The following is a 26,473-nucleotide window of genomic DNA, read 5'->3' as shown; positions in this document are numbered from 1 at the left end:
GAGGCGGCCCCGGAACACCGCGCCGCGCGGCCTTCCGGGGATGGTGCTGCGGGCGGGTGGGGTGGCTTACGTCGACTGGTAGGCTTTGGGGCGCTTGGCTATCGCGGCCTGGATGATGGCGGTGCAGCGCTCGCGTTCCGCGCCCACCAGGGGCAGGCGCGGCTTGCGCACATGCTCGTTGCCGACGCCGGCCAGCGTTTCGGCCAGCTTGATGTTCTGCACCAGCTTGGTGGAAACGTCCAGGTGCAACAGGGGCGTGAACCATTGGTACAGCGCCAACGCCTCTTGCCACTTGCCGGCTTTCATCAGGTCATACAGCGCCACGGTTTCGCGGGGGAAAGCGGTCACCAAACCGGCCAGCAGCCCGTCGGCGCCCAGCGCCAGCGCCTCGAACGACAGGTCGTCCACGCCGATGAACAGCTGATAGCGCGTGCCCAGCGCATTGCGCAGGTCAGTCAGGCGGCGGATGTCGTCGCTGCTTTCCTTGATGGCGACCAGCCAGGGGCAGTCGGCCAGCTCGACCATGTGCTCGGGCTTCAAATCCACGCGGTAAGCAACCGGGTTGTTGTAGATCATGCAGGGCTTTTGCGCGGCTTCGGCCATGGTGCGGATGCTTTGCATCGCCTCGCGCGCGTCGGCGACGTAGATCAGCGAAGGCATCAGCATGAAACCGTCCACGCCGAGTTCGACCGCCGCCTTGATAAATCGCACCGCTTCGCGGGTGCTGGTCTCGGACACGTTGGCGAGCACGGGAATGCGGCCCGCGCTGACTTCGACGGCGCAGCGCGTGACTTGGAGCTTTTCTTCCAGGGTAAGGGTGCTGGCTTCGCCCAGCGAGCCGCAGGTGACCAGGCCGTGAACCCCGTTGTCGATCAAGAAGCCGAAATGCTTGCGCATGGCTTCGAAATCCAGCGATTCGTCGGCGTGGAACTTACTGGTTACGGCAGGATATACGCCCTGCCAACGCACGTTACTCAACTGGCTTCTCCTGAAGATGCCGTCGCTTCAAGGGGGAGCGGCGAACAGGAGAAAGTCTAATATCCGTTAAATATATTTAGTAGATATTTTTATATGGGAGTTTCCCGATAGCGGGTTTTCCCGGCGCGCGTCAGCCCGATTTACGGGAGTAGGCGCGCGACGCGTCCTGCATGAAGGTTTTGACGGCCGCGTCGTATTGCGGGCCACTGCGGAAGGCGCCTGAGTGCGAAGCCCCTTCGATCTTGACCAGGCGCTTTAACTCGGGCGCCACGTTGCGCGCGGCGGCGAAGAGTTCGTCGCTCATGGTGTGCGGCACGACACGGTCGGCGGTGCCGTGCATGAACAGCATCGGCGTGTGCAACTGCGCCAGCTTCTGCACGGAATCGAAGGGCTGCGTGACCAGCAGCCCCGCGCCCGGGACCTTGCCCCAACGCAACGTGCCCAACATGGCGCCGATGCTGGTGAAGCTGGATTCCACGATCAGCCCCGCAAAGTCAGGTTGCTCGGGGCGCGCCGCCAGGTCGATGGCGATGGCGCCGCCCAGGCTATGGCCGTAGACGAAGCGGCGGGCGGGATCGGGTTGCAGACGGGCCAGTTCTTTCAAGCCGGCCATGGCGTCTTCCAGCGCGCTTTCTTCCGACGGCAGGCGGGGGGTGGACGCGCCAAAGCCGCGATAGTCGATGGCCAGCACGGAATAGCCCATGCGGGTCCAGCCATCGATGCGAAAGGCGCTGCCGTTCAGATTCCAGCGCGCGCCGTGCAGATACAGCACGGTAGGCGCGCCCGCGCTGGGGCTTTGCCAATACCAGGTGCGAATCTTGTCGCCGTTGGCCAGCGCCAGGTCGTAGACCTTGGTGCCGGCGGCGGGTTCGCGCCACCAGGTCTGGGGCTCGGATTGCGGTGAAAAGATCGTCTGGCGTTGCCAGGAATCCAGCTGCGAGCAGCCGACCACGCTGGCGGCGGCCAGCACGGCGGCAATGAACAATCGGCGGGGGGAAAAACGGGGCAGGGCGGGCATGGACGATATGACCCTGTCGGGCCGGCTGGGTTCCGCCGTCAGCATACTCCTGGACGTGTCGCGCCCGTCAATGAGAGGCTGCCCGAGGCTGCCGGCCGCCATCCCTGGCCGCGCCTGCTGTCGGGGCGGCCTCGGCTTAATGCATCAAATCCAGTGCCACCGGATACAGGGACGCCACCAGCAGCAGCGCCATGCCGACGTTGAACGCGCGTACGGCCCAGGGCTTGTGCAGCACGCGGCGCAGCGCCGTGCCGAAGGTCACCCACACGCCGATGCTGGGCAGGTTGACCACGCCGCACACCACGGTGGCGATGACCAGGTTGGCAAAGAATCCATTCTGAGGCGTGTAGGTGGCCACGACGCCCACCGCCATCACCCAGGCCTTGGGGTTGACCCATTGGAACGCGGCGGCTTGCAGGAACGTGAACGGTTTGCCGCGCGCTTCGCCATCTTCCATGTCGCCGGAATTGGCGATCTTCCAGGCCAGATACAGCAGGTAGGCCGCGCCGGCATATTTCAGCACCGTGTACAGCGCGGGTACCTGCTGGAACACTGACCCCAGGCCCACGCCCACCAGGAAGATCATCAAGGTGAACCCCAGGTTCACGCCCAGTAAATGCGGCAGGCTGCGGCGGAATCCAAAGTTCAGCCCCGACGAGGCCAGCATCACGTTGTTGGGCCCCGGCGTTATCGAGCTGACCAGCGCGAACAGCGCCAGCGGCCCCAACAGCGACGCGGAAGCCAGGGGCACGTCCGCCCAGTTGGTTGGGAACAGAGTCATTTTTTGGTCCTTACGATGGCGCGGCGTCCGCCGGCGATAACGGCGATCACGGTGGCGGCGAACACGAACGTCGACGCCTCCACGGATTCACCAAACAACAATGCGGCCGCCACGACAGTCAGGAACGGTTGCAACAACTGGACTTGTCCCACGCGGGCGATGCCGCCCACGGCCAAGCCGCGATACCACGCGAAGAACCCTAAAAACATAGATCCGAACGCCAGATACGCGCAAGCGGACACCACGGCCACGCTGGGCCAGTGGGCCTGCGCCGCCATCCAGCCCACGGGCGCCGCTACCACCGGCGCGCTGATCGCCAGCGCCCAGCAGATGGTGCGCGATCCGCCCAGCGTACGCGCCGCGCGGCCGCCTTCGGCATAACCCATGCCGCCCAGCACCACGGCAATCAGTAGCCACAGATAGCCGGTGGTCAACGTGCCGTTGCCCTGGCGCAGCGCATACACCGTGACCAGGGCCGCGCCGGCCGTGGCCCACGCCCAGAAGGCGGCCGACGGCCGCTCGCCACTGCGCAACGCGGCAAACGCGGCGGTCGACAGCGGCAGCAATCCATTGAACACCGCGCCCTGTGCGGACGGCACGGTCTGCATCGCCAGCGACGAGGCCAGCGGCCACCCCACCACTATGCCCAACGCCGCCAGGATGACGCCCGGCCATTCCTGCCGTGTCGGCCGTCGGCTACGCGTGATCCAGAGCAAGGCCACTGCCGGTACGGCCGCCACCAACGCGCGCCCCAGGCCCACCAGCAGCGGCGCCAGTTCCGCGACGGCCAGCCGCGTCATGGGCAGCGTCAACGAAAAGACCAGTACACCCAGGAACCCGTAGCCATAGCCTTCCCAGACAGGGGGTGGCGCGGCGGGCGCCGTCTGGGCCGAGGGGTAAAGCGCGGATCGGGACATGATGGTTGCCAAAAAATTCTGAAAGGAACGGAAGAGTGGTTGCGGGCCGTTCGTATTGCTGTCACTCTACGCATAGTTATCGGTACAGTACCGGTACACTTTTGCATATCACTTTAATCACTGGCCTGGTCCAAATCCCATGACAGTTGCTCCGCCTCCCCCTCCTGCCTCTTCCCTGCCCTGGATGCCCGTGCGTCAGGCCGACGCCTCGTTGGTCACGCAACTGGCCGATGGCCTGGCCCGCCGTATCGATGAACAGGGCCTGCGCCCCGGCACGCGCTTGCCTTCCATCCGCAAAATGGCCGAACAGTCGGGCGTCAGCCGCTTCACCGTGGTGGAAGCCTATGACCGCCTGGTCGCGCGCGGCCTGGTGCAGTCGCGACGCGGCGCGGGCTTCTTTGTGCGCGCACGCAGCGGCCCGCTGGCGGCGGTGGCCGCAGCGCCGGCCACGTCGCTGGCGCCGCCCGCGCGTATCGACATCGCCTGGTTATTGCGCAGCATGTTCCGCGAAACCAGTTCGCTGGGCATGCCGGGCGGGGCCGGTTTGCTGCCGGCTGACTGGCTGGACCCTGACATGGTGGCCGGTGCGGTGCGCGCGGTAGGTCGATCGGTGCGCGCGAATCTGGTCAGCTACGGGCACCCGCAAGGGTTCGCCCCGCTGCGCCAGCAGATCGCGGCGTCGCTGCAGAATGACGGCGTGCCCGCGCACCCCGAGCTGAATTTGCTGACCACGAACGGCGTCACCCACGGCCTGGACCTGATCGCCCGGCACTTCGTCAAACCGGGCGACACCGTATTGGTGGAAGACCCCGCGTGGTTCGTCATCTTTGGCCGCTTGGCGGCGTTTGGCGCGCGCCTGATCGGCGTGCCGCGCGGGCCGGACGGCCCCGACATCGCGCAGCTGGAACAGCTTGCTGCCGAGCACAAGCCCAAGCTGTTCATCATCAACAGCGCCGTGCACAACCCCACCGGCCACACGCTGTCGGCCGGTGTGGCCTACGACATCCTGCGCATCGCCGAACGGCACGATTTCGTCATCGTCGAAGACGACACCTACGGTGAGCTGCATCCCGGCGGCGCGATGAAGCTGGCGGTGCTGGACCGGTTGAACCGCGTCATCCTGGTCAGCGGCTATTCCAAGATGCTGGCGGCCAGCCTGCGCGTCGGCTATGTGGCCGCCAACCCCGACATCCTGCAAAAGCTGGCCGACCTGAAAATGCTGGCCGGCCTGACGTCGCCGGAACTGGGTGAACGCGTGATCCACCGGGTGCTGATGGAAGGGCAATACCGCCGCCACATCGAGCGCGTGCGCGCCCGCGTGGACGAGGCTCGCCAGCGCTGCCTGAAAACGCTCTTGAAACTGGGCCTGACGGTGCCGCACGAACCGAACGCGGGCATGTTCGTCTGGGCCGATTGCGGCCGCGATAGCGAGGTGCTGGCGCGTGAAGCGGCTGACCAGGGGATGCTGCTGGCGCCGGGCACGCTGTTTTCACCGTCCCAGGCGCCGTCCACGATGCTGCGCTTTTCCGTGTCCATCGCGGACGACCGCCGGATCTGGACCCAATTGGAAAAACTGTTCGCTCAAAACGGCTCCTACAATCAATAATAGGCAGCTATCTATCTGAAGGAACCGCCATGTCCGCACCCATCAAACCCCTGACCGACAATTTTGCCGTTGCGCCGCAGCTCGGCCCTGACGACATGGCCGATGTCGCAGCCGCCGGCTACAAAAGCGTCATCATCAACCGCCCCGATTTCGAAGGCGGCCCCGATCAGCCCACCGCCGCCGACGTCTCCAAGGCCGCCGAAGCGGCCGGCCTGAAGATCGAATATCAGCCCGTGGTCGGCAGCGCCATGACAGTGTCCGACGTGGTCCGATTCGCCGAATTGCTCAAGACGCTGCCCGGTCCCGTGCTGGCCTACTGCCGCACCGGTACGCGCTGCACCAACTTGTACGCCGCCGCGCAGCAGCTGGGCAGCTGAACCCAAGCTTGACGTGCATCAATGTCGCCGGGTTCCGTTGATGTGAACCAGGCGCCTTTTCCAGTAGCATAAAGATTCCTCTCAAACAGGAGCAGGCAAGATGTTCAAGAAGATCCTGATTCCCACCGACGGTTCGCCGCTGTCGGCCCAAGCCGCCAACGCGGGCATTTCGTTCGCCCGTTCGGTTGGCGCCGAAGTCGTCGCGCTGTACGTGACCCAGCCGTTCGCTGCCACCATCGGTTTCGACGGCATGGCCGCTGCGTACGCCATTACCGACGAAGACTACGAGAAGGCATCGGCCGAGCAAGCCGACAAGTACCTCAAGCAGATCACCGACCGCGCCGACACCGCCGGCGTCAAGTCCGAGGCGCGCGCCGTCTCCAACTTCAACGTTGCCGACGGCATCGTGCAAGCGGCGACCGACGCCGGTTGCGACCTGATCTTCATTGGCAGCCACGGCCGCAGCGGCCTGTCGCGCCTGCTGCTGGGCAGTGTCACGGCCAAGGTGCTGTCGCTGGCCACCACCGCCGTGCTGGTGTACCGCGTCAAGGAAGAAAAGAAGTAAGCGCGTTGCGGATAGCGCGCGCTTGTTTCTCGCCGCCGCGTCCTGCGCGGCGCACCGAAGCCCCTCTACTACCCGAGGGGCTTTTTTTGTGCGTGCAGGCAACGAAGGCGGGGCCGCGATGAGCAGGTGTCCCCGGACGAATCGTGAATCCTTATCGCGCGTAGTGGCAAAGCTTGAAAGTTGACGCGCCGCGCGTAATATTTACGCATCAGCGCGGGCGCGGTTACGCATTACCCCTACGAAACGCGGCATGGCGCCCGCCGCGGCAGCGCCCGGTCGGGCTTGCCGTACTGCCCAGTGGTTCCCTGCAAGGAAGAGGCCATGACCCGCAAGACGCGTATCGAGCTTTACCGCAATATCGGCATCAGCGCCCATATCGACGCGGGCAAAACGACGACCACCGAGCGCATCCTCTTCTATACCGGCATCACGCACAAAATCGGCGAAGTCCATGACGGCGCCGCCGTGATGGACTGGATGGAACAAGAGCAGGAACGCGGCATCACCATCACATCGGCTGCCACCACCGCCTTCTGGAAGGGCATGGCCGGCAATTATCCCGAACACCGCATCAACATCATCGACACGCCGGGCCACGTGGACTTCACCATCGAGGTGGAACGGTCCATGCGCGTGCTGGACGGCGCCGTCATGGTTTATGACGCAGTGGGCGGCGTGCAGCCGCAGTCGGAAACGGTCTGGCGTCAGGCCAACAAGTACAAGGTGCCGCGCCTGGCCTTCGTGAACAAGATGGATCGCGTGGGCGCGGATTTCCTGCGCGTGCAACGCCAGATCGCCGAACGCCTGAAAGGCGATGCGGTGCCGATCCAGCTGCCCGTGGGCGCCGAAGACCACTTCGAAGGCGTGATCGACCTGGTCAAGATGAAGGCCATCATCTGGGACGACGCCAGCCAGGGCGTGAAGTTCCAGTACGAAGACATCCCGCAAGCCATGCAGGCCGAGGCGCAGAAGTGGCACGACAAGATGGTCGAGAAGGCGGCCGAGGCCAATGAGACGCTGCTTGAAAAATATCTGTCCGGCGAGACCCTGACCGAAGAGGAAATCAAGCAGGGCCTGCGCGCGCGCACCATCGCCAACGAAATCGTGCCCATGCTCTGTGGCAGCGCCTTCAAGAACAAGGGCGTGCAGGCCATGCTGGACGCCGTGATCGACTACATGCCGTCGCCGGTGGATGTGCCCGCCATCAAGGGGCATGACGAGCGCGACCGTGAAATTGAACGCCATCCGGCTGATAACGAGCCGTTCTCGGCGCTGGCCTTCAAGATCATGACGGACCCGTTCGTCGGCCAACTGGTGTTCTTCCGCGTGTATTCGGGCGTGGTGAAGTCGGGCGACTCGGTCTACAACCCCATCAAGGGCAAGAAAGAACGGCTGGGCCGCATCCTGCAGATGCACGCCAACGAGCGGCGCGAAATCACCGAGGTGTACGCCGGCGACATCGCGGCGGCGGTGGGCATCAAGGACGTGACCACGGGCGACACGCTTAGCGATCCCGCCCACATCATCGTGCTGGAACGCATGGTCTTCCCTGAACCCGTGATTTCGCAGGCGGTGGAGCCCAAGACCAAGGCCGACCAGGAAAAGATGGGCATCGCCCTGAACCGGCTGGCGCAGGAGGATCCGTCGTTTCGCGTGCGCACCGACGAAGAATCTGGCCAGACCATCATTTCGGGCATGGGCGAACTGCACCTGGAAATTCTGGTTGATCGCATGAAACGCGAGTTCAACGTGGAAGCCACCGTGGGCAAGCCGCAGGTGGCTTACCGCGAAACCATCCGCAAGGCCTGCAACGAAGTCGAAGGCAAGTTCGTCAAGCAGTCGGGCGGGCGCGGCCAGTACGGCCACGTGGTGTTGAAGCTTGAACCGCAGGAACCCGGCAAGGGCTACGAGTTTGTCGACGCCATCAAGGGCGGCGTGGTGCCGCGCGAATTCATCCCGGCGGTCGACAAGGGCATCCGCGAATCGCTCAATGCCGGCGTTCTGGCGGGCTACCCCGTCGTGGACGTCAAGGCAACGCTGTTCTTCGGGTCGTACCACGACGTGGACTCGAACGAGAACGCGTTCAAGATGGCGGGCTCGATGGCGTTCAAGGAAGGCATGCGCCGTGCGGACCCGGTGCTGCTGGAACCCATGATGCAGGTCGAGGTGGAGACGCCCGAGGACTTCACCGGCAACGTGATGGGCGATCTGTCCTCGCGGCGCGGCATGGTGCAGGGCATGGAAGACATCGCGGGCGGGGGCGGCAAGGTGGTGCGCGCCGAGGTCCCGCTGGCCGAGATGTTTGGCTATTCCACGTCATTGCGTTCGCTGACGCAGGGGCGAGCCACCTACACGATGGAGTTCAAGCACTACGCCGAAGCACCGCGTCAGGTAGCGCAGGAGATCATCGCGGCCCAGGGCGCCGGCCGCTGACGCGGACGGGGCGACGCGCGCAGGGGCGTGGCGCGCGCCCGGGGCGTTGGTTTTGCGCCGGCCAAACCAGGCCGGCGCGAACGGCTGCCGCTTTCAGCCGCCGATGAATTCCTGAATGGCGCTGTTGAACACGCGCGGGTTGCCCAGGTTCATGCCATGGGACGAGCCCACCACCGTTACGCGGTGCGCGTGCGGCAGCCATTCGGACAAGGCGTCCAGGACAGCCGGATAGGGGGCGGGGCTTAACGCCCCACCGATCAGCAGCGTGGGCATCTTCAGGGTGCCGATCTGCTGTGGCGTCAGCGCTTCCGGCCTTTCGTCGGCCTGGCCAAACAGCGTGCCGACGTTGTCGCGCACCATCTCCTTGAACCACGGTACCATGCGCTGCCACGTGTTCGGCCCCGTTACCGTGTCCACGAACAGGGCCAGCCCTTCTTCGACGTCGCCTTGGCGGATCAGCGCCAATGCGCGTTGGCGAAAGCCGCCGCGCGCATCGTCGCCGCCGGGCAGGGGCAAGCCGGGGTCGGCCAGCGTCAGGCTGCGCACCGCGTCGGGCATGGCCAATGCCGCTTCCAGCGCGACGCGGCCGCCGCGCGAATGGCCCACCAGATGGGCGGGGCCGCCCGCCACGGTGTCGATAAATTCCAGCACGTCGGCGGCGTGTTGCTCAATCGAAAAGCCGTCGCCTTCACCGTCCCAGCTTTCCGGCCAATAGCGGCGCAGACATACCGCCAGCACGCGAAACGAGTTGCCCAGCGGTGCCATTTGCGACTTCCAGTAGCGGCAGTCGGACAGCGACCCGTGCACCAGCACCAGCGGCACGCCGCTGCCGTACTCGGTGTAGGACATGGCGTAGCCGCCGATCAAGGCGGTTTGCAGCGGAAGAACGGGTTCGGAACGCATGAGGGGCATAAACGGAAAAGCCAGGTCCGCATTCTAGCGTGGGCCGTGGCAAGGTCCCGCGCCAACGTCCGGCTACGCGCTGGAACGCCCGTGCACGCCCCGGGGGCGCCGCTGATAAACTCGTCATCGGCATTGAACAAGGCAGCGTCCGCAGCGCTGCCGCCCGTCTTTCATGGAGTCCGCACGATGTCCCCCGAATCGCTTGCCGCGTTGCCCGAATCCGCCCAGCGTGTTGCCCGCTTGTTATTGGAAATCGGCCATGACAAGCCGGTGGTGGTCCTGCCGCAATCCGGCAGGACGTCGGCCGAGGCGGCGCAGGGCCTGGGTTGCGAGGTGGCGCAGATTGCCAAGTCCATCATTTTCCGACGCGCGTCCGACAACGCGCCGGTGCTGGTCATCGCCAGCGGCGCTAATCGCGTGGACGAAGCGAAGGTGGCCGAACAGGTCGGCGCGTTGGCCAAGGCCGATGCCAAGTTCGTTCGCGACATGACGGGCTACGCCATTGGCGGCGTGTGCCCCATCGGGCATGCCGTCAAGCCGGTCATGCTGCTGGACGCGGATTTATTCAATTACGACAGCCTCTGGGCCGCCGCCGGCCACCCGCACGCCGTCTTCAACCTGACGCCCAAGCAGCTCGCCGACATGACGGGCGCGCCGGTGGTCGATGTGGCCCAACGCGCCTGAGCGCGCCTGAACGCGTCCACGGTGGGCTAACGGGGGCGTTCGTTAAGCCCGTCGATCAGCACCTGGCGTAGCCCGCGCGAACACGCTTCGACACGGCCTTGCACGCCATACACCGCCGCCAGGGATTCGGGCGTGATCACGTCGGCAGGCGCGCCTTGCGCGTGCAGTCGTCCGTGCTGGATCATCACCGCGCGATCTGCGTGCTGCAAAGCCACGTTCAGGTCGTGCAGCACGATAACGCTGATCAGCCCGTGTTCCTGGGTTTCTTGTTTGAGCAGCCGCATCACGTGAAACTGGTAATTCAGGTCCAGCGCGGACAGGGGCTCGTCCAGCAGCAGTACGCGCGGCTGGCGGATCAGCGCTTGCGCCAATCCCACCAGTTGCTTCTGCCCACCCGACAGCGCGTCCAGGTAATGCAGCGCAAGGTGGGCTATGCCCAGCCGCGCCAGCAGGCGGTCGATATCCGACAATTGCAGCGGCGGCGCCAGGGCATCGCGGCTGGCCCTGGCCGCCACCAGCACCGATTCAAACACCCGCAGGTGCACGGCGGCCGGCAGGCTTTGCGGCAGATACACCATGTGACGGGCGCGTTCGCCCACGCCCAGGCGGGTCATGTCCTGGCCATCCAGCATGACGCTGCCGCCGCGAGTGCGAACCAGCCCTGCCAATGCCTTGAGCAGGGTGGACTTGCCGCTGCCGTTCGGCCCGAGCAGGGCGGTGACTTCGCCCGCCACCAGCGACGGGATGGACAGCCCATGCAGGACGTCCTCGCGGCCGTAGCCCGCGGTCAGATCGTGTACGTCCAGGGCAGCGTGTCGCGTCATGGCAGTTGTCGGCGCAACACGACCGCCACGAAAAAAGGAATGCCGACCAGCGCCGTCACAATGCCAACCGGCACGACGACGCCTGGCATCAGGTTTTTGGAAACGACGGAAGCCAGCGACAGAATCAGCCCGCCCACCAGCGCGCTGCCGGGCAGGTAAAAGCGGTGATCTTCGCCGAACAGCCGGCGTGCGATGTGCGGCGCGACCAGGCCGATGAAACCAATGGTGCCCACGAATGCCACCGCCAGCGCAGAAAGCAGGCTGACACGCGCCAGCGCGGCAACCCGGACGCGGCGTACGTCCACGCCAAAGCTGGCCGCGCGATCTTCACCTAGCCGCAGCGCCGTCAGTTTCCACGACTGGCGCATTGCCAGGGGCATGGCCACGGCGATGGCCAGGGCCAGCACGCCGGCCGTTGTCCAGTTGGAGCGGGACAGGCTGCCCATGGTCCAGAAGACCAGGCTTTGCAGGGCCTCGGCGCTGGCCAGGAATTGCACCAGCGACACCAGGGCGTTGAACGAGAACACCATGGCGATGCCGAACAGCACCACCCCCGAGGTGTTCATGCCGCTCCAGCGCGCCACGACGTCCAGCAACAAAGCCGCAAACATCGCAAACAGAAAAGCGTTGCCGGCGATCAGCCAGGCGTCCGGAATGCCGGGCACGCCAAGCTGCAACACGATGGCCAGCGACGCGCCGAACGCGGCGGCAGACGAGACGCCCAGCGTGAAAGGGCTGGCCAGCGGGTTGTTCAAGATGGTCTGCATTTCGGCCCCGGCCAAACCCAGCGCCATGCCGACCAGCGCGGCCATCAGCGCGGAGGGCAGGCGTATGTCCCAGACAATGACGCGTACCGTCGCATCCGCCGACGCGGGCGTGGTCAGGGTCAGCCATAGCTCGCGCCATGGCAGGCCCGACGGGCCGATGGTGAAGTCAATCAGCAGCGCAATGAAAATCGCCGCCAGCAGCAGGGCGATAAGCCCCGCGCGGCGGCGCACGATGCGCCGATAGGCGCTGACCGCGCTTGCGGCGTTTGGCATTACTGCAGCAGTTGGAGGCGGCTCTTGGCCGTGCTGGCGGCTTGGGCGTTGGGGTAGTCGCGCACGATGCGTTGCAAGGTGGCCTTGGCGCCCGCGCGGTTGTTCAGTTCGATCTGACCGCCCGCGATGATGAGCAAGGCGTCAGGGGCGCGCGCGTTGTCGGGCGACTTCTGGACCATGGCGGTCAACTGTTCGATGGCGCCCTTGAAGTCTTTCATGCCGTAGCGGCTGCTTCCCAGGTAGAACTGCGCGCTGGGGGCCAGTTGGCTGTTCGGGTACAGGGCCGTGAAAGCGGCCAGCGATTCGGCGGCTTCTTTGTATTGGCCCTTGCGGAACAGGTCCATGGCGCCGTCATAGGCGGCTTGTTCCTGCGGATCGCCGGCGGCGGTGCCCGGCGGGTTGGTGCCGCTGGGGGCGCCCGGCTTGGCGCTGGGCTGCTGGCGCGACACCAATTCGAGCTGGTCGCGCAGCTGCGCGACTTCTTGCTGCAGGGATTGAATCTGATCAGCCAGTTGCAGCTTGGCGCGTTGGCTTTGCTCGTTCTGCTGCTGCACCTGCTGGCGCAAATCCAGGATGGCCTTGCGGGCCTCATCGTCGGAAAAAGCGTGGGCGGGCGCCGCCAATGCCGCAAGCACAAGGCCGGAGGCCACAATCAGAGGACGCAGGGACAGAACTTTATCGCGCATGAATATTCCCGGGTATAAAAACAAACGTCGGGACGGCCGGCTGACCGTCCCGACGCGTGGTAGGGCTCTTTGACTTAAGCGAAAAGCTTAACGCAGATAGTTGATATCGGCGCGGCGGTTTTCAGCAAAGTCGGCTTCCGACGTACCCGTCGACTTCGGCTTTTCTTTGCCGAAGCTGATGGTTTCGATCTGGTTGTCGCTGACGCCCAGCAGGGTCATCATGCGACGCACGGCGTCTGCACGACGCTGGCCCAGGGCCAGGTTGTACTCAGCACCGCCGCGTTCGTCGGTGTTGCCTTCGATCTTGACCTTCTGCTGCTGGTGCGAAGCCAGGTAGCGGGCGTGGGTTTCGACCAAGCCGCGGTACTGGTCCGACACGGTGTAGCTGTCGAAATCAAAGTACACCGAGCGCTGTTGCGCCAGGATGCTTTGGGGGTTAAAGGGATCAAGGATTTGGCCAGAGGCCGAAGATCCTTGGCCAGCGCCTCCGCCCTGACCCGCTTTATCGTCGAGAGGGACGGAGCTGCAAGCTGCCAGAGTGGCAGCCAGAGCGGCAATGGTCAGGCTTTTGGCAATGCGCGACTTCATGATAGTTCCTTTGCAAAGAGAGTCACACGTGTTATCGGGTAAATGGGCCCCAAGTCGGTTCACGTATTTCCCCGTTCAGTACCGAAAGCGTCTGCCGTACGCGGCCATCGCTCGAAACACCCGCAAGTACGCTACGTCCATTTTGGATGGCGGCGTAAAGGACTTGCATGCCATTCGGCGCGAAACTTGGCGACTGATCGTCACGACCATCAGTGATCAAGGATTCGGAGCCTGAGGACAGGTTCAACGACGCGATTCGAAACGCGCCGTCGCGTCTTGCAACGTACAGCAGCGTCGATCCATCGGGGGAAATTCGGGGTGATATGTTGTAACCACCATTAAACGTGAGGCGGCGAGCTTCGCCACCTGTCGAGCCGGTCTGATAGATTTGCGGCCCGCCGCTGCGGTCACTCGTAAAGATAATGGAAGCACCGTCTGGCGTAAAGGTCGGTTCAGTGTCAATCCCGGGAGAACGCGTAACTCGCGTGGGATTGGCGCCATCCGACGCTCCAACGATGTAAATTTGCGACAAACCATCGCGCGTCAGGGCCACGGCCAGCTTGGAGCCGTCAGGCGACCACGCGGGGGCGCTGTTGTTGCCCTTGAAGTTCGCAACCGGTACGCGGGCGCTGGTAGCCAGCGTGTGCACGTAAACAACGGGCTTGCCGGACTCGAAGCTCACGTAGGCCAGCTTGGCGCCGTCGGGCGACCACGAGGGCGAAATGATGGGCTCGCGCGAGCGCAGCGCAACTTGCGGGTTCTGCCCGTCGGCGTCGGCCACTTGCAGTTCGTAGGTGGCACCCTTCTTCAGCACGTAGGCGATGCGGGTCGAGAACACGCCGCGAACGCCGGTGATCTTTTCGTAGATGCGGTCAGCGATCTGGTGAGCGACGCGGCGCAGTTCCTGCTCCGTGCCCGAAAATGCCACGCCATCCAGCTGACCTTTCTTGACCGTATCGGCCAGGCGGTAGCGGACGTCGTAGCGGCCATCGGCGCCACGGGTGATGCTGCCATATGCCAGGAAGTCGGCGCCTTTGCCGCGCCAGTCGTCATGGGCGATAGGGGAATCAACATTCAAGCCGGAGCCCGCGGCGTTGATCAGGCGGAACTGGCCCGTGCGGGTCAGGTCGGCGCGAATCACTTCGGCCAGGGCGCGGCCGTGGGTGTCGTCAACGGCAAAGTCGGCGATCGCTACCGGATATTGCGTGGCGCCGGTGCCGGAAATATCGACACGCAGTTGCGCATGGGCGGGCTTGGCGGCCATCAGGCACAGCGCAAGCATCAGCAAACCGAGCCCATACGATCGCCAGAGAGCGAGGAGGGAACCTCGTCGGCTATAAGCGGGAGTCATATTCATCAATCTCCTGTCAATCATACATTTTGTGCACTACGTCAATGAACTTGTCGTAGCCGCCCGTGGAGGGCTTGGGGAAGGGGTTGCAGCGGCGGATACCGGTTTCGACCGCGCGGTCGAATGCCGCGTTGCCCGAAGAATCGGTCAGGGTCACGCCGTTAACCTTCCCGTCAGTGCCTAACTGTACCCGGTATTGTGCGGTCGGATTGGCCGAGCCGTTGCGCGGCGGGGGCTGGTAAGCCACGCCGGGAAGGATGCAGGCGCGGACCTTGGCGGCGTAGCCGTTGTCGCGTCCGCCGCCCGCCTGGTTGCGGTCTGCCGTGCCGCCGGGAATGCCGGCAGCGCCCAGCGCGTCGTTGCGGAATGCATCCTTGAGCGCCTTGTCGGCAGCTGCCTTCTTGGCGGCGGCGGCTTTCTCGGCAGCGGCCTTTTCGGCAGCGGCTTTGTCAGCGGCCGCCTTTTCGGCAGCAGCCTTGTCGGCAGCAGCCTTTTCAGCGGCAGCCTTCTTGGCGGCGTCTTCCTTGGCCTTTTTCTCGGCGGCAGCCTTGTCGGCAGCGGCCTTTTCAGCAGCTTTCTCGGCAGCAGCCTTGTCTGCCGCGGCCTTTTCAGCGGCCGCCTTCTCGGCAGCGGCCTTCTCAGCCGCCTGGCGTTCTTGCTCCAGGCGCTTCTTTTCTTTCAGTTCGGCCTGCTTGCGCTCTTCTTCAAGGCGCGCCTTTTCCTTGGCCTCAGCGGCCTGCTTTGCCTTTTCTTCCTGCTCGCGCTTTTTCTTGGCTTCCTGGATGGCGATCTCGGGATCGACTTCCTCGGTCTTGGGCTGAGCCGCGGGCTCGGGCTTCGGAGGAGGGGGAGGCGGGGGAGGGGGCGGCGGCTCGGGCGCCTTTTCGGGCTCGGGCTTGGGCTCGGGTTTAGGCTGCGGCTTGGGCTGTTCGGGTTGCGGCGTGGGCGGCGGGGCGACGGGCGAATTGCCGTCGGCCCAGAGCTGGACTTCGACGGGGCCGGGGGCCTCCGTGCGCCAGTTCACGCCAAAAATCAGGGCGACGAGCAGCAGCAAGTGCACCGCCACGGCCAGAATGAGCGCATTCCGGTTGTCGTTGTTGGGCGGGGTGGCCGGTGGGCCGCTGCGGTGTCGAATAATGGGTGGCGTCATGGGCGTTGCATGCCGGCAAAGCCGGCGGAAGGCGGCGCGTTAGCGTTTTTTCGCGGATGCGGGCTGGGACGTGCCTGCGGCGGACTGGTCCACCAGCAAGCCCAGGCGGGTGATGCCGTTGGTGCGTAGCTCGTCCATCACCTTGACGACCGTCTCATAGGGCACCTTGCCGTCGGCGGCGATCACCACCGGCGTTTCCGCGGTAATACGCGAACGCACCTGCGCCACGAGCTCGGGGCGGGCGATGTCTTGCATCGTCGCGCCGGGCTCGCGCATGCGCAGCGCGATCTTGCCGTCTTCAGAGATCTGCACTTCCAGCGGCTTGACCGGCACATCCGAGGCCGCGCCAACGGAAGGCAGCTGGATCAGCCCGGGCGTGATCAGCGGAGCGGTCACCATGAAGATGACCAGCAGCACCAGCATCACGTCGATGTACGGCACCACGTTGATGTCGGCCTTCATGCGGCGGCCGGACCTGCCGCGTGAGCTTACCGAGGGCATTAGCGCACCTGCCGTTGCAGAATGTTCAGGAATTCGTCGACGAAGCTATCGAAACGGATCGAGATGCGGTCGATGTCGTTCGTGAAGCGGTTGTAGGCGACCACGGCGGGAATGGCGGCAAACAGGCCGATGGCGGTAGCGATCAGCGCTTCGGCGATGCCGGGAGCCACCGAAGCCAGCGTGGCTTGCTGCATGTTCGACAGGCCGATGAAGGCGTGCATGATGCCCCAGACCGTACCCAGCAGGCCAATGTAAGGCGACACCGAACCGGCCGAGGCCAGGAAGTTCAGGTGCGATTCCAGCGCGTCCATTTCGCGCTGGTAGGCGGCGCGCATGGCGCGGCGCGGGCCGTCCAGCAATGCGGTGGCGTCGCCGGCCGAATTGCCGCGGCGCGCTTTCAGGAATTCGGTCATGCCGGCATCGAAGATGCGGGCCAGGGCGCCTTGTTCGTCGCGGCGCGACGCCACGGCCTGTTGCAGCATGGACAAGTCGCCGCCCGACCAGAAGTCGTCTTCAAAACGGCGGGTTTGGGTATGGGCCCGCTTGATGGCAAGGCGCTTGGCGAAAATGTACGTCCAGGACATGATCGAAATGCCCAACAGCATCAACATGATCAGCTGGACCGGCACGCTGGCGTGCGAAATCAGCGAAAGCAACGACATGTCGTTGGTGACTTGCATGGTTATTCCTGAATGAATTCCAGTTTTGCGCGAACGGCGGCTGGCAACTCTGCCGGCCGCATGTGAATGGCGTCGACACAGCAGACTTGGATGTTGCCTTCGGCAAGCAGTTCCCCGTCGCGTTCCGCGCGCTGCGCGAAGTGTATCGAAGCGCGGCCGAGTTTGGTGATTCGGCTGCGTATGGTAAGCAAATCGTCCAGTTTGGCCGGTTTCCGGTAGGACATGTCCAAGGAGCGGACAACGAATAAGCGTTGTTCGTCAACGGCCAGCCCGGACTGGTTGACTCCCAGGGCGCGTAGCCACTCCGTGCGGGCGCGCTCCAGGAATTTCAAGTAGTTGGCGTAGAAAACCACCCCGCCCGCATCCGTGTCTTCGTAATAGACACGGACTTGCAGCAGGGATTCGTTGGACTTCGGATCGGTCACGGTGCGGGTAGGCAATGAAGCGGGTCGGGACGCGGTAAAGTCCGTATCTACTATAGGGTTTAAAGGGTGTCGAGTTTCGTCAGCACCGCTTCAAGCGCGGACTCTACCGGAATCTTGGCAGCTTCGGTTTCCCGACGCGCTTGCAATTCCACCACACCATCGTTCAAGCCGCGTTCTCCAACTGTTACACGCAGCGGTGCGCCGATCAATTCCCACTCGGCGAACATGACGCCGGGGCGGGCATCGCGGTCATCAAGAATGACGTCCACGCCGCGCGCCAGCAGGGATTCATAGAGCTTCTGTGCGGTGTCACGCACCGTTTCACTTTTGCCCCAGCCCACCGGGCAGATAACGACTTCAAAAGGCGCGATCGCGCGGGGCCAGATGATGCCGCGCGCGTCATGGTTTTGCTCGATGGCAGCACCCACGATGCGGGTCACGCCGATGCCGTAGCAGCCCATTTCCAGCACCGCCGGCTTGCCGGTCTCGTCCAGGAACGTGGCCTTCAAGGCTTCGGAGTACTTCTTGCCCAGGTAGAAGACGTGGCCCACTTCGATGCCGCGCTGGATGGACAGCGTGCCCTTGCCGTCCGGCGACGGGTCGCCCGCGACGACGTTGCGCAGGTCGGCCACCAGTTCGGGCTCGGGCAGGTCGCGACCCCAGTTCACGCCCTGGATGTGGAAATCTTCTTTATTGGCGCCGCAGACGAAATCGGCCATGTTGGCGACCGTGCGGTCTGCGATCACGTGCACCGGCTTGGCCGTCTTGACGGGGCCAAGGTAGCCCGGCTTGCAGCCGAAGTACTCGACGATTTCGCTTTCCGTGGCAAAGCGGAAGCCCGCCAGGCCGGGTAGCTTGCCCGCCTTGATTTCGTTCAGTTCGTGGTCGCCGCGCAAGAGCAGCAGCCAGATGTCGACGCGGCCCTTGTCGCCGTCGGTGGCAAGCACGATCGATTTGATCGTCCTGTCCAGCGGCAGCCCCAACAGCTTGGCCACGTCTTCGCACTTGGCCGCGCCCGGCGTTGCCACGTCGGCCATGGCCTGCGTGGCCGCACCCCGGGTGGGATACAGCGACACGGCTTCGGCCAGTTCGATGTTGGCGGCGTAGTCGGTTTCGGCGTTGTAGACCAGCAGGTCTTCACCGGTGTCGGCAATGACCTGGAATTCGTGGCTGCGCGTGCCGCCGATGGAGCCGGTGTCGGCGGCCACGGCGCGGAATTGCAGGCCCAGGCGGCCGAAGATACGCATGTACGCGGCGTACATGGTGTCGTAGCTCTTGAGCGCCCCGGCTTCGTCGCGATCAAACGAATAGGCGTCCTTCATTGTGAATTCGCGGCCACGCATCAGCCCGAAGCGCGGACGGCGTTCGTCGCGGAACTTGGTCTGGATGTGATAGAAATTCAGCGGCAGCTGGCGATAGCTGTGAATTTCATTGCGCGCGATGTCGGTGATGACTTCCTCGGACGTAGGCTGCAGCACGAAATCGCGCTGGTGCCGATCCTTGATGCGCAGCAGCTCGGCGCCGTATTGCTCCCAGCGGCCCGATTCCTGCCAGAGTTCGGCGGGTTGCACCACCGGCATCAGCAGCTCGATGGCGCCCGACGCGTTCATTTCTTCCCGGACGATCGCCTCGACCTTGCGGATGATCTTCAGCCCGAGGGGCATGTAAGTGTAGATGCCGCCCGCGAGCTTGCGGATCATCCCGGCCCGGGTCATCAGCTGGTGGCTGGCGACTTCGGCTTCGGAAGGGGCTTCTTTGAGGGTGTTGATGTGGTAGTTGGATGCGCGCATGTTTAAAGGTGGCAGCAGATACGTATAATCGACTGTAATTGTATTGAATTCGGTGGGGGTGGCCCATGCTTGACCGCGAAGGCTACCGCCCCAATGTCGGCATCATTCTCGTCAACAGTCGAAACGAGGTCTTTTGGGGCAAGCGTATCAGGGAACATGCATGGCAGTTCCCCCAGGGCGGCATCAAATATGGCGAAAGCCCGGTGCAGGCCATGTATCGCGAACTCCATGAAGAGGTGGGCTTGAAGCCCGAGCATGTCCGTATTTTGGGGCGTACACGCGATTGGTTACGTTATAACGTGCCCGATCACTTCGTCCGGCGTGAGTGGCGTGGCCACTATAAAGGACAAAAACAGATTTGGTTCTTGTTGCGCCTGGTGGGACGTGACAGCGATGTGTGCTTGCGCGCGACGCAGCATCCGGAATTCGATGCCTGGCGCTGGAGCCAGTATTGGGTACCCCTGGACGCTGTTATCGAGTTCAAGCGCGACGTCTATACCCAGGCGTTGAACGAGTTGTCGGCGATCCTCTTTCGGCGTCATCACGAAACCCGCTATCTGCGCCAACGCGTGCACGGACAGCGGGCAGCAGAGAATTTGCCCGAAGGAACGGACGGTCATGCGCATATTGTTGGTTGAAGACGAACGGGACATGGCGTCCTGGTTGATGCGCGCGCTGGCCCAAAGCGGGTTTGTGCCGGACCACGCGGCAGATGCCCGCACCGCCGAAGCCTTCATGGCGGGCACGGAATATGACGCCATCGTCATGGACCTGCGCCTGCCCGACAAGCACGGTCTGGTCGTCCTGCGCGAAATGCGCAACCGCGACGACCGCACGCCGGTCTTGCTGCTTACCGCCCAAGGTGCGCTGCAAGACCGGGTGCGCGGGCTGAATCTTGGCGCGGACGATTTCCTGACCAAGCCCTTCGCCCTGGAAGAACTGGAAGCGCGGCTGACCGCCCTGGTGCGTCGCAGCCGCGGCCGCCAACATCCCCGCCTGCAATGCGGCTCGCTGTCCTACGACAGTGAAAGCCGCGCGTTCACATTGGACGGCTCCCTGCTGTTCCTGACCCCGCGCGAACATGCCGCCCTGGCGGCATTGCTGACCCGCAGTGGCTACCCCGTGGACAAATCCCAGCTATTCGGCAAGGTCTTCACGCACGATAGCGAAGCCAATCCGGACGCCATCGAGGTCGTGCTGCACCGGCTGCGCAAGAAACTGGCCGGCAGCGACGTCCGTATCGTCACCGTGCGCGGCTTGGGCTACATGCTGGAAAGCGTGGCCAGCGAGTCCACGGAAACCTAAGTGAGCCTGCGGATCCCCGGGTTGCCGCGTGTGGGCATCCGCGCGCTGCTTATCATCTTGCTGCTGCCCGGCGTGGTGGTGCTGTTGGTCATCGACAGCCTGAACGACTACCGCACGTTGTCCGAGATCACCAACGAAGCCTATGACAGCGCGCTGGTCGAGCCTGCGCGCGTGCTTGAAAGCAGCCTGGAATTCACCCAGGACGGCAATCTGCAAGTGGCCACGCCGCTGTACGCGCAAGTCATGCTGGAATCCCGGGCGGGCCTGCGCAAGTACTTCCGCATCGAACAGATGGACCCGCCCGTGCCCGATGGCTCGCCCGTGCCCACCGAGCAGGGCAAGACCCTGTTGGGCATGCCGGAAATGCCGCGGCCTCCAAGCTGGCCCCGCTCTAACGGGCAACCTATTTTTTACGATGGCGTCTACCGTAACGATCCGGTCCGGGTCGTGGCGGTGGTGCGTGACCTGTACTACCAGGGCCTGCATCGGCAAGTGATGGTGGTGGTGGCCGAAAGCACGGGCAAACGGATCGAAGCCGAGAACAACGCGCGTCGCCAGGAAATCTTGCGCGACGCCCGCATGCTGGCGCTGGTGGTGGTGCTGGTGTGGTGGGGCGTGTCATGGGCGCTCAAGCCCTTGCGGCGCCTGCGTGCCGACATCCGCAACCGGCGGCCCGATGACCTGACACCGCTGGACGCCTCTCGTGTACCCAGCGAAGTGGCGCCGCTGGTCGACGCCGTCAATCACCACATCGCCCGATACCGTCGTGTGCTGGACGAACAATCGCATTTTCTGGCCGATGCCTCGCATCAGCTGCGCACGCCGTTGGCCATCATGTTGACCCAGGCGCAATACGCGCTTCGTGAACGCGACCCCGCCCGCACGCGCGAAGGGCTGCGCGCCATCGTTGACCAGTTGGGCCGCACCCGACGCTTGACCGAGCAGCTGCTGTCGCTGGCGCATGCCAACCAGGCGGAACCCCTGCCGCGCCAACTGCTCGACATGAACGCGGTGTCACGCGAAGTGGTGCTGCAATACCTGCCCTTGGCGCACGAAAAGCAGCAGGACCTGGGCTGGGTGCAGGCGGGTTCCGAAGAAGGGCAGGAGACGTCCGCCCCAGTGTCGGGCAACGAAGCCGAGCTGCATGAAGCGCTGTCCAACCTGGTGCACAACGCCATCAACTACGCGCCCGCGGGCGCTCGCATCACGGTGTCGGTCAGCCGCCTGGAAAGCCGCGCCGAGGTCTCGGTGTCGGACAACGGGCCGGGCCTGGACCCGGTGCTGCGCAGCCGCGCCTTTGCGCGATTTGAGCGGGTCGGCACGGACAAGCCGGTGGCGTCATCGGGGTCCGGGCTGGGTCTGGCGATTGCGCGGGCCTATGCCCGCCGCAACGATGGCGACATCGAACTGCGGGACGGCGAGCGCAACGCTCAGGGCGGCGTCGGGCTGGCATCGGTGTTGTGGCTACCGTTGGCGCCGACGGTTTCGCAGTACCCGCGTCCGCTTGATATGGACTTGAAAGGCGAGCAATAAGCCCTACCGCCTGCCGCCTGCCTGCCCCACCCGCTGGCTACCGCCTTTCAAATTTTTTTCTTGTTTCCGCCTTTCCCGCGTTGCCGCTCCTCAGGGATAACCCCCGAATTCAGGAAGGCGACAGCGCACAGAAAGCGAATTAGCAGCTTCCCTCCGTAATCTGCGCTCCGGTTCGTTGTAAAGGGCCGGGCGAGGCTCGTGTCGAGCGGCGCATCAAGGGCCGGCACGGTCCTGCACCGGAAGGAGGAAGCAAGTGCAAAAAAATATCAACAGAAAGGACTACTACGGCGGCGCGCTGATGGTCCTGATCGGGTTGGGGGCGATATACGGCGGCACCGACTATCACATCGGTTCGCTGAGCCACATGGGACCCGGGTTTTTCCCCGCCGCATTGGGTGGCCTGCTGGCGTTGACCGGTGTGCTGATCGCGATATCCGCGCGCTCGGGCGATGCCACGCCGCCCGCGCCGGGCGACGGCCACGCACATGGTTTGCCGGACATGCGCGGCAGCGCCTGCATCCTGCTCGGGATCCTGGCGTTCCTGCTGCTGGGCCACTACGGCGGCCTGCTGCCCGCCACCTTCGCCATCGTGTTCATCTCGGCGTTGGGTGATCGCAAGAACACCATCAAGCAAGCAATTCTGTTGTCGATCGCCATGTCCGCGATCGCGGTCGTCGTTTTCTGGTGGGCGCTGCAATTGCAGCTGCCGCTGTTTCGTTGGGGTTGAAGCGCCATGATCTCTCAATCTTTGATGGACCTTTGGTACGGCTTCGGCGTTGCGTTCCAGTGGCACAACCTGATGTGGTCGTTCTTTGGCGTGCTGGTCGGAAACCTGATCGGCGTGTTGCCCGGCATGGGCGCCTTGTCGGCGATCTCGATCCTGTTGCCGTTGACCTACGTCATGCAGCCCGTGCCCGCCATTCTGATGCTGGCCGGTATCTTCTACGGATCGCAATATGGTGGCGCCATCGGCGCGATTCTGCTCAACCTGCCTTCGCACCCGCCGCACGCGGTCACCTGCCTTGACGGCTACCCCCTGACCAAACAAGGCAAGGGAGGGACCGCGCTGGGCATCACGATGATCTGTTCGTTCTTCGCGGCCTCGGTCGGCATCATCGTCATGATCTTCGCGTCGCCCTTGCTGGTGGAAGTGGCCTTCAAGTTCGGCCCGACCGAGATCTTCTCGATCATGCTGCTGGGCTTGCTGGCGGGTGCGACGATGTCGCGCGGCTCGCCGCTGAAGGGCGTGGCGATGACGCTGTTCGGCCTGATGTGCGGCGTGGTCGGCACGGATGTGAACACCGGTACCATCCGCTTCTCGTTCGGCCTGCTGGACTTGTCCGACGGCCTGGAACTGGTAGCGATCTCGATGGGCCTGTTCGGCGTGGCCGACTTCCTGATGAGCGTCAATCGCATGACCATCATCGGTAGCGGCGCCAAGCTGCGCATTCGCGACATGCGGCCGTCCAAGCAGGAATTGAAGACGGCTTTCTGGCCGATGGTTCGTGGTACGGCGGTGGGTACGCTGTTTGGCGCCATGCCGGGCACGGGTCCCACCATCACCACCTTCGTCGCCTATGCGCTGGAACGCAAGATCTCGAAGACGCCCGAAAAGTTCGGCACCGGCATGATCGCCGGCGTGGCGTCGCCGGAAGCGTCGTCGCACTCGAAGACGCAGGTCGACTTCATTCCCACGATGAGTTTGGGCATTCCCGGCGACGCGGTGATGGCGTTGATTCTGGGCGCCTTGCTGATCCAGGGCATCCAGCCGGGTCCGCAGCTGATCACCGAGCATCCGGATATTTTCTGGGGCCTGATCGCCAGCTTCTGGGTGGGTAACGTGCTGCTGATGGTGCTGAACGTGCCGCTGATCGGCGTGTGGGTCAAGTTGCTGCAAGTGCCGTACCGCTATCTGTTCCCGTCCGCGCTGTTCTTCATTGCAGTGGGCGTGTTCAGCACGCAAAACAGTCTCTTCCAGATTTGGGAAGTGCTGGCCTTCGGCGTGATCGGCGCGATTCTTATGACGCTGGAATTCTCGGTGGCGCCCATCCTGCTGGGCTTCGTGCTGGGCCCCATGGTGGAAGAGAATTTCCGCCGTGCCCTGCTGCTGTCGCGCGGGGATCTGATGGTGTTCGTGCAACGCCCGATCAGCGCGTGGTTCATCGCCGCCAGCGCCTTGCTGATCCTGCTGCAAGTGTGGGCGTTCGCGCGCCGTGGCAAGGGCAAGGACAAGACCAAACCGGAAGTGCCGCAAACGGTTTAAACGGCGCTTGCATTCGTACAACGACGGCCCGGCTTCATGCCGGGCCGTTTGATTTGTGTGACGCCATCCTGCATGCTTGCGGTTTCCGAAACGCCTTGCAGAGCCGCCAACATGCATATTCTTTTCGCTTGCCCCCACCACGATCCCGACGTTTGGGTGCCGCCTTTGGAAGCCGCGATGCCCGGGTGCCGCATCTCGGTGTGGAATCCCGATGGCCCGCCGTCAGGCGCCGAAGTGGCGCTGGTCTGGCGTCCTCCGGCCGAGCTTTTCAAGCACGAGACGGGCATCACGACGCTGTTCAATCTGGGGGCGGGCGTAGACGCCCTGTTGAAGATGCCCGAGATTCCCGAGCACGTGCGTATCGTGCGTCTGGAAGACGCCGGTATGTCGGTGCAGATGGCCGAATATGCGTTGTACGCGCTGCTGCGCGTGTCGCGTGATTTCCAGGCGTTTGACGAAGCGCAGGCCCGTCAGCATTGGGACACGCGTGAAGGCACCGCACAGTCGGATTGGCCGGTGGGCGTGTTGGGGCTGGGTCAGGTGGGCGCGCGTGTGGCGCAAACCCTGGCGGAGTTTGGCTACCCGGTGGCGGGCTGGTCACGGTCGCCGCGCGAGATTGCCGGCGTCGAATCGTTTGCCGGCGAAGCCGCGCTGCCGGCCTTCCTGGCCCGCACGCGCTTTCTGGTCAATGTGTTGCCACTGACGCCCGACACGCGCGGTATCCTCAACCGCGAGACGCTGTCGCAATTGCTGCCCGAGGCGCACCTGGTCAACGTCGGCCGTGGCGAGCATCTGGTTGAAGAGGATCTGGTGCAGATGCTTGAAGAAGGCGAGATCGCCGGCGCGACGCTTGACGTTTTTCACACCGAGCCGCTGCCCCGCGATCATCCTTTCTGGCGCGACCCGCGCGTGCACGTCACGCCGCACATCGCGGCCCGTACGTTGCGCGACGAAAGCATCGAGCAGATTGCGGGCAAGGTCGCTCAACTGATGCGCGGCGAAGCCATCACCGGCGTGGTCGAGCGCACGCGCGGCTACTGAGTCGCGGGCGTCACGGCTTTTTCCAGCCGCTGGTACATCGAAGGCAGGCGTTGCGACAGGAAATCCAACAGCGTCCGGACGGCGGGCATCATGCCCCGCCGCGATGGATAGATGCAATGGACGATGCCCTCCGGTGATTGCCATTGCGGCAGCACCGGCACCAACTGGCCACGGCGCAGCTGTTCTTGCGTGGCGATAGACGGCAAGAGTGCAATGCCACGCCCACGCACGGCTGCTTCGGTCAGCACAATGAAGTCGTTGCACGATAGCTGCGGCTTCAGCTCGATCTGCACTTCTTCGCCCTTGTCATTGCGCAGCGGCCATCGCACTTCGTTCTGCGGGTCGGAAAAGCTCAACGTGGTGTGCGAGGCCAGATCTTGTGGCGTGTCCGGGCTGCCCCGGCGCTGCAAGTAGCCGGGGCTGGCCACCAGCGTGCCGCGCGCCGTGCCCAGATGGCGCACGACCAGCTCGGCGTCGGTGTCCAGCTTGGTTCGGACTCGCAACGCCAGGTCCACGCCTTCTCGGATCAGGTCAACCCGCCGGTTCGTTACCAGCAACTGCACGGAAATTGCCGGCCACGCATCCAGGAATTCGGGCAACAGCGGCGCCAGCACGTCCTGCGCAATCGACACCGGGCAACTTACGATGACGGGGCCGGCCGGTTCCGCTTGCAGTTGGCGCATGGCGTCGTCGGCGGCGCGCGCGGACGCCGCCATTTCACGGCAGTAGTGCAGATACCGTTCCCCGGCGGAAGTCAGCCGCAGGCGTCGTGTCGTGCGTTGCAGCAGGCGTACGCCCAGGCTTTCCTCCAAATGCGAAATCCGCCTGGATAGGCGGGATTTGGGAATGTCCAGCGCGCGGGCGGCGGCGCTGAATCCGCCCTGCTCAACGACTTGGGAAAAGTAATAGAGGTCGTTTAGATCTTGCATGATTGTTCTATTCCTGGAACGAACAGTTCATCATATCCCCGTTTATGCGAATAATGAACCGGTCTACAGTGACGCCATGCATTCGGGATCTGCCACCGCCACCCG

General features: G+C 64.1%; 27 protein-coding genes. 11 read left to right on the top strand and 16 right to left on the bottom strand.

Annotation, left to right across the window (positions count from 1 at the left end):
- Positions 1-66: 66 nt before the first annotated feature.
- The 4 genes from AC6LJY_RS16205 to AC6LJY_RS16190 all read right to left on the bottom strand — a co-directional run bounded on the left by AC6LJY_RS16205 (position 67) and on the right by AC6LJY_RS16190 (position 3,694).
- The gene (locus tag AC6LJY_RS16205) at positions 67-978 is read right to left on the bottom strand and encodes a dihydrodipicolinate synthase family protein (RefSeq protein WP_046806151.1); all 912 of its coding nucleotides are present in this window, start codon (positions 976-978) and stop codon (positions 67-69) included.
- A 130-nt stretch (positions 979-1,108) separates the two neighbouring features.
- Positions 1,109-1,996: an alpha/beta hydrolase gene (locus AC6LJY_RS16200; protein WP_046806172.1), complete on the bottom strand. Its 888-nt coding sequence runs from the start codon at positions 1,994-1,996 to the stop codon at positions 1,109-1,111.
- Between the two features lie 136 nt (positions 1,997-2,132).
- The gene (locus AC6LJY_RS16195; RefSeq protein ID WP_120153800.1) at positions 2,133-2,777 is read right to left on the bottom strand and encodes a LysE family translocator; all 645 of its coding nucleotides are present in this window, start codon (positions 2,775-2,777) and stop codon (positions 2,133-2,135) included.
- Positions 2,774-3,694 carry a DMT family transporter gene (locus tag AC6LJY_RS16190; protein WP_498136346.1) on the bottom strand — a complete coding sequence of 307 codons (921 nt, stop codon included), beginning with the start codon at positions 3,692-3,694 and terminating at the stop codon, positions 2,774-2,776. Before AC6LJY_RS16190 ends, AC6LJY_RS16195 begins: the two co-directional genes overlap by 4 nt.
- Before the next feature lie 139 nt (positions 3,695-3,833).
- Here AC6LJY_RS16190 and AC6LJY_RS16185 point away from each other — a divergent pair, with 139 nt between their 5' ends.
- The 4 genes from AC6LJY_RS16185 to fusA all read left to right on the top strand — a co-directional run bounded on the left by AC6LJY_RS16185 (position 3,834) and on the right by fusA (position 8,675).
- The gene (locus AC6LJY_RS16185) at positions 3,834-5,300 is read left to right on the top strand and encodes an aminotransferase-like domain-containing protein (RefSeq protein WP_046806154.1); all 1,467 of its coding nucleotides are present in this window, start codon (positions 3,834-3,836) and stop codon (positions 5,298-5,300) included.
- A 29-nt stretch (positions 5,301-5,329) separates the two neighbouring features.
- The gene (locus AC6LJY_RS16180) at positions 5,330-5,677 is read left to right on the top strand and encodes a protein tyrosine phosphatase family protein (RefSeq protein ID WP_046806155.1); all 348 of its coding nucleotides are present in this window, start codon (positions 5,330-5,332) and stop codon (positions 5,675-5,677) included.
- Positions 5,678-5,777: 100 nt separating this feature from the next.
- Complete coding sequence (locus AC6LJY_RS16175) at positions 5,778-6,242, top strand: universal stress protein (protein ID WP_046806156.1); 465 nt, start codon at positions 5,778-5,780, stop codon at positions 6,240-6,242.
- Positions 6,243-6,563: 321 nt separating this feature from the next.
- Positions 6,564-8,675: an elongation factor G gene (gene fusA / locus AC6LJY_RS16170; RefSeq protein WP_046806157.1), complete on the top strand. Its 2,112-nt coding sequence runs from the start codon at positions 6,564-6,566 to the stop codon at positions 8,673-8,675.
- Between the two features lie 93 nt (positions 8,676-8,768).
- On the opposite strand, the gene AC6LJY_RS16165 is transcribed toward fusA, so the two are convergent.
- The gene (locus tag AC6LJY_RS16165) at positions 8,769-9,578 is read right to left on the bottom strand and encodes an alpha/beta fold hydrolase (RefSeq protein WP_498136367.1); all 810 of its coding nucleotides are present in this window, start codon (positions 9,576-9,578) and stop codon (positions 8,769-8,771) included.
- 186 nt (positions 9,579-9,764) lie between these two features.
- On the opposite strand from AC6LJY_RS16165, the gene AC6LJY_RS16160 reads away from it, so the two are divergent.
- Complete coding sequence (locus AC6LJY_RS16160; protein WP_046806159.1) at positions 9,765-10,262, top strand: YbaK/EbsC family protein; 498 nt, start codon at positions 9,765-9,767, stop codon at positions 10,260-10,262.
- 26 nt (positions 10,263-10,288) lie between these two features.
- On the opposite strand, the gene AC6LJY_RS16155 is transcribed toward AC6LJY_RS16160, so the two are convergent.
- The 10 genes from AC6LJY_RS16155 to AC6LJY_RS16110 all read right to left on the bottom strand — a co-directional run bounded on the left by AC6LJY_RS16155 (position 10,289) and on the right by AC6LJY_RS16110 (position 19,297).
- The gene (locus AC6LJY_RS16155) at positions 10,289-11,086 is read right to left on the bottom strand and encodes an ABC transporter ATP-binding protein (protein ID WP_498136345.1); all 798 of its coding nucleotides are present in this window, start codon (positions 11,084-11,086) and stop codon (positions 10,289-10,291) included.
- Positions 11,083-12,126 carry a FecCD family ABC transporter permease gene (locus tag AC6LJY_RS16150; RefSeq protein ID WP_046806161.1) on the bottom strand — a complete coding sequence of 348 codons (1,044 nt, stop codon included), beginning with the start codon at positions 12,124-12,126 and terminating at the stop codon, positions 11,083-11,085. The genes AC6LJY_RS16155 and AC6LJY_RS16150 overlap by 4 nt, the downstream gene beginning before the upstream one ends.
- Positions 12,126-12,812, bottom strand: coding sequence for a tol-pal system protein YbgF (gene ybgF, locus AC6LJY_RS16145; RefSeq protein WP_046806162.1), 687 nt, complete (start codon positions 12,810-12,812; stop codon positions 12,126-12,128). The genes AC6LJY_RS16150 and ybgF overlap by 1 nt, the downstream gene beginning before the upstream one ends.
- A gap of 87 nt (positions 12,813-12,899) precedes the next feature.
- On the bottom strand, positions 12,900-13,400 hold the full coding sequence (pal, locus tag AC6LJY_RS16140; protein WP_006217420.1) for a peptidoglycan-associated lipoprotein Pal: 501 nt from the start codon (positions 13,398-13,400) through the stop codon (positions 12,900-12,902).
- A gap of 31 nt (positions 13,401-13,431) precedes the next feature.
- The gene (gene tolB / locus AC6LJY_RS16135) at positions 13,432-14,751 is read right to left on the bottom strand and encodes a Tol-Pal system beta propeller repeat protein TolB (protein ID WP_104145209.1); all 1,320 of its coding nucleotides are present in this window, start codon (positions 14,749-14,751) and stop codon (positions 13,432-13,434) included.
- A gap of 16 nt (positions 14,752-14,767) precedes the next feature.
- Positions 14,768-15,901: a cell envelope integrity protein TolA gene (tolA, locus tag AC6LJY_RS16130; protein WP_104145133.1), complete on the bottom strand. Its 1,134-nt coding sequence runs from the start codon at positions 15,899-15,901 to the stop codon at positions 14,768-14,770.
- Between the two features lie 39 nt (positions 15,902-15,940).
- Positions 15,941-16,402, bottom strand: coding sequence for an ExbD/TolR family protein (locus AC6LJY_RS16125; RefSeq protein ID WP_039882755.1), 462 nt, complete (start codon positions 16,400-16,402; stop codon positions 15,941-15,943).
- A complete protein-coding gene (gene tolQ, locus AC6LJY_RS16120; protein ID WP_046807611.1) occupies positions 16,402-17,082 on the bottom strand; it encodes a protein TolQ in 681 nt (226 codons plus the stop codon). Before tolQ ends, AC6LJY_RS16125 begins: the two co-directional genes overlap by 1 nt.
- Positions 17,083-17,084: 2 nt before the next feature.
- Complete coding sequence (gene ybgC, locus AC6LJY_RS16115) at positions 17,085-17,507, bottom strand: tol-pal system-associated acyl-CoA thioesterase (RefSeq protein WP_046807629.1); 423 nt, start codon at positions 17,505-17,507, stop codon at positions 17,085-17,087.
- 59 nt (positions 17,508-17,566) lie between these two features.
- The gene (locus AC6LJY_RS16110; RefSeq protein WP_498136344.1) at positions 17,567-19,297 is read right to left on the bottom strand and encodes a proline--tRNA ligase; all 1,731 of its coding nucleotides are present in this window, start codon (positions 19,295-19,297) and stop codon (positions 17,567-17,569) included.
- A gap of 65 nt (positions 19,298-19,362) precedes the next feature.
- Here AC6LJY_RS16110 and AC6LJY_RS16105 point away from each other — a divergent pair, with 65 nt between their 5' ends.
- The 6 genes from AC6LJY_RS16105 to AC6LJY_RS16080 all read left to right on the top strand — a co-directional run bounded on the left by AC6LJY_RS16105 (position 19,363) and on the right by AC6LJY_RS16080 (position 25,439).
- Positions 19,363-19,935 (top strand): RNA pyrophosphohydrolase, encoded by a 573-nt coding sequence (locus AC6LJY_RS16105; protein ID WP_006217428.1) that lies wholly within the window; start codon positions 19,363-19,365, stop codon positions 19,933-19,935.
- Positions 19,916-20,602, top strand: coding sequence for a response regulator (locus tag AC6LJY_RS16100; RefSeq protein WP_046807613.1), 687 nt, complete (start codon positions 19,916-19,918; stop codon positions 20,600-20,602). The genes AC6LJY_RS16105 and AC6LJY_RS16100 overlap by 20 nt, the downstream gene beginning before the upstream one ends.
- Before the next feature lie 30 nt (positions 20,603-20,632).
- Entirely contained in the window at positions 20,633-22,135 is a 1,503-nt protein-coding gene (locus tag AC6LJY_RS16095; RefSeq protein WP_104145208.1) for a sensor histidine kinase, read from the top strand.
- A gap of 298 nt (positions 22,136-22,433) precedes the next feature.
- The gene (locus AC6LJY_RS16090) at positions 22,434-22,862 is read left to right on the top strand and encodes a tripartite tricarboxylate transporter TctB family protein (RefSeq protein ID WP_104145207.1); all 429 of its coding nucleotides are present in this window, start codon (positions 22,434-22,436) and stop codon (positions 22,860-22,862) included.
- Positions 22,863-22,868: 6 nt separating this feature from the next.
- Complete coding sequence (locus tag AC6LJY_RS16085) at positions 22,869-24,398, top strand: tripartite tricarboxylate transporter permease (RefSeq protein WP_046807614.1); 1,530 nt, start codon at positions 22,869-22,871, stop codon at positions 24,396-24,398.
- Positions 24,399-24,509: 111 nt separating this feature from the next.
- Positions 24,510-25,439: a 2-hydroxyacid dehydrogenase gene (locus tag AC6LJY_RS16080; RefSeq protein ID WP_046807615.1), complete on the top strand. Its 930-nt coding sequence runs from the start codon at positions 24,510-24,512 to the stop codon at positions 25,437-25,439.
- Here the strand turns inward: AC6LJY_RS16080 and AC6LJY_RS16075 are convergent.
- Entirely contained in the window at positions 25,433-26,368 is a 936-nt protein-coding gene (locus AC6LJY_RS16075) for a LysR family transcriptional regulator (RefSeq protein ID WP_046807616.1), read from the bottom strand. The two genes, AC6LJY_RS16080 and AC6LJY_RS16075, sit on opposite strands and share 7 nt — an antisense overlap.
- Positions 26,369-26,473: the final 105 nt, after the last annotated feature.

This window comes from Achromobacter sp. RT286_PF, assembly GCF_059760425.1.
The sequence above is the reverse complement of the archived record's forward strand: the minus strand, read 5'-3'. Positions and strand labels throughout refer to the sequence as shown.

What these genes read in the sequence shown, in the direction of transcription:
- AC6LJY_RS16195 (WP_120153800.1), bottom strand. Translation starts at nt 2,777, where the DNA reads ATGACTCTGTTCCCAACCAACTGGGCGGACGTGCCCCTGGCTTCCGCG.
- AC6LJY_RS16125 (WP_039882755.1), bottom strand. Translation starts at nt 16,402, where the DNA reads ATGCCCTCGGTAAGCTCACGCGGCAGGTCCGGCCGCCGCATGAAGGCC.
- AC6LJY_RS16200 (WP_046806172.1), bottom strand. Translation starts at nt 1,996, where the DNA reads ATGCCCGCCCTGCCCCGTTTTTCCCCCCGCCGATTGTTCATTGCCGCC.
- AC6LJY_RS16155 (WP_498136345.1), bottom strand. Translation starts at nt 11,086, where the DNA reads ATGACGCGACACGCTGCCCTGGACGTACACGATCTGACCGCGGGCTAC.
- AC6LJY_RS16175 (WP_046806156.1), top strand. Translation starts at nt 5,778, where the DNA reads ATGTTCAAGAAGATCCTGATTCCCACCGACGGTTCGCCGCTGTCGGCC.
- AC6LJY_RS16150 (WP_046806161.1), bottom strand. Translation starts at nt 12,126, where the DNA reads ATGCCAAACGCCGCAAGCGCGGTCAGCGCCTATCGGCGCATCGTGCGC.
- fusA (WP_046806157.1), top strand. Translation starts at nt 6,564, where the DNA reads ATGACCCGCAAGACGCGTATCGAGCTTTACCGCAATATCGGCATCAGC.
- AC6LJY_RS16185 (WP_046806154.1), top strand. Translation starts at nt 3,834, where the DNA reads ATGACAGTTGCTCCGCCTCCCCCTCCTGCCTCTTCCCTGCCCTGGATG.
- AC6LJY_RS16180 (WP_046806155.1), top strand. Translation starts at nt 5,330, where the DNA reads ATGTCCGCACCCATCAAACCCCTGACCGACAATTTTGCCGTTGCGCCG.
- AC6LJY_RS16190 (WP_498136346.1), bottom strand. Translation starts at nt 3,694, where the DNA reads ATGTCCCGATCCGCGCTTTACCCCTCGGCCCAGACGGCGCCCGCCGCG.
- AC6LJY_RS16075 (WP_046807616.1), bottom strand. Translation starts at nt 26,368, where the DNA reads ATGCAAGATCTAAACGACCTCTATTACTTTTCCCAAGTCGTTGAGCAG.
- tolB (WP_104145209.1), bottom strand. Translation starts at nt 14,751, where the DNA reads ATGACTCCCGCTTATAGCCGACGAGGTTCCCTCCTCGCTCTCTGGCGA.
- AC6LJY_RS16165 (WP_498136367.1), bottom strand. Translation starts at nt 9,578, where the DNA reads ATGCGTTCCGAACCCGTTCTTCCGCTGCAAACCGCCTTGATCGGCGGC.
- AC6LJY_RS16105 (WP_006217428.1), top strand. Translation starts at nt 19,363, where the DNA reads ATGCTTGACCGCGAAGGCTACCGCCCCAATGTCGGCATCATTCTCGTC.
- tolA (WP_104145133.1), bottom strand. Translation starts at nt 15,901, where the DNA reads ATGACGCCACCCATTATTCGACACCGCAGCGGCCCACCGGCCACCCCG.
- AC6LJY_RS16100 (WP_046807613.1), top strand. Translation starts at nt 19,916, where the DNA reads ATGCGCATATTGTTGGTTGAAGACGAACGGGACATGGCGTCCTGGTTG.
- ybgF (WP_046806162.1), bottom strand. Translation starts at nt 12,812, where the DNA reads ATGCGCGATAAAGTTCTGTCCCTGCGTCCTCTGATTGTGGCCTCCGGC.
- pal (WP_006217420.1), bottom strand. Translation starts at nt 13,400, where the DNA reads ATGAAGTCGCGCATTGCCAAAAGCCTGACCATTGCCGCTCTGGCTGCC.
- AC6LJY_RS16090 (WP_104145207.1), top strand. Translation starts at nt 22,434, where the DNA reads ATGGTCCTGATCGGGTTGGGGGCGATATACGGCGGCACCGACTATCAC.
- AC6LJY_RS16080 (WP_046807615.1), top strand. Translation starts at nt 24,510, where the DNA reads ATGCATATTCTTTTCGCTTGCCCCCACCACGATCCCGACGTTTGGGTG.
- AC6LJY_RS16110 (WP_498136344.1), bottom strand. Translation starts at nt 19,297, where the DNA reads ATGCGCGCATCCAACTACCACATCAACACCCTCAAAGAAGCCCCTTCC.
- AC6LJY_RS16085 (WP_046807614.1), top strand. Translation starts at nt 22,869, where the DNA reads ATGATCTCTCAATCTTTGATGGACCTTTGGTACGGCTTCGGCGTTGCG.
- tolQ (WP_046807611.1), bottom strand. Translation starts at nt 17,082, where the DNA reads ATGCAAGTCACCAACGACATGTCGTTGCTTTCGCTGATTTCGCACGCC.
- AC6LJY_RS16160 (WP_046806159.1), top strand. Translation starts at nt 9,765, where the DNA reads ATGTCCCCCGAATCGCTTGCCGCGTTGCCCGAATCCGCCCAGCGTGTT.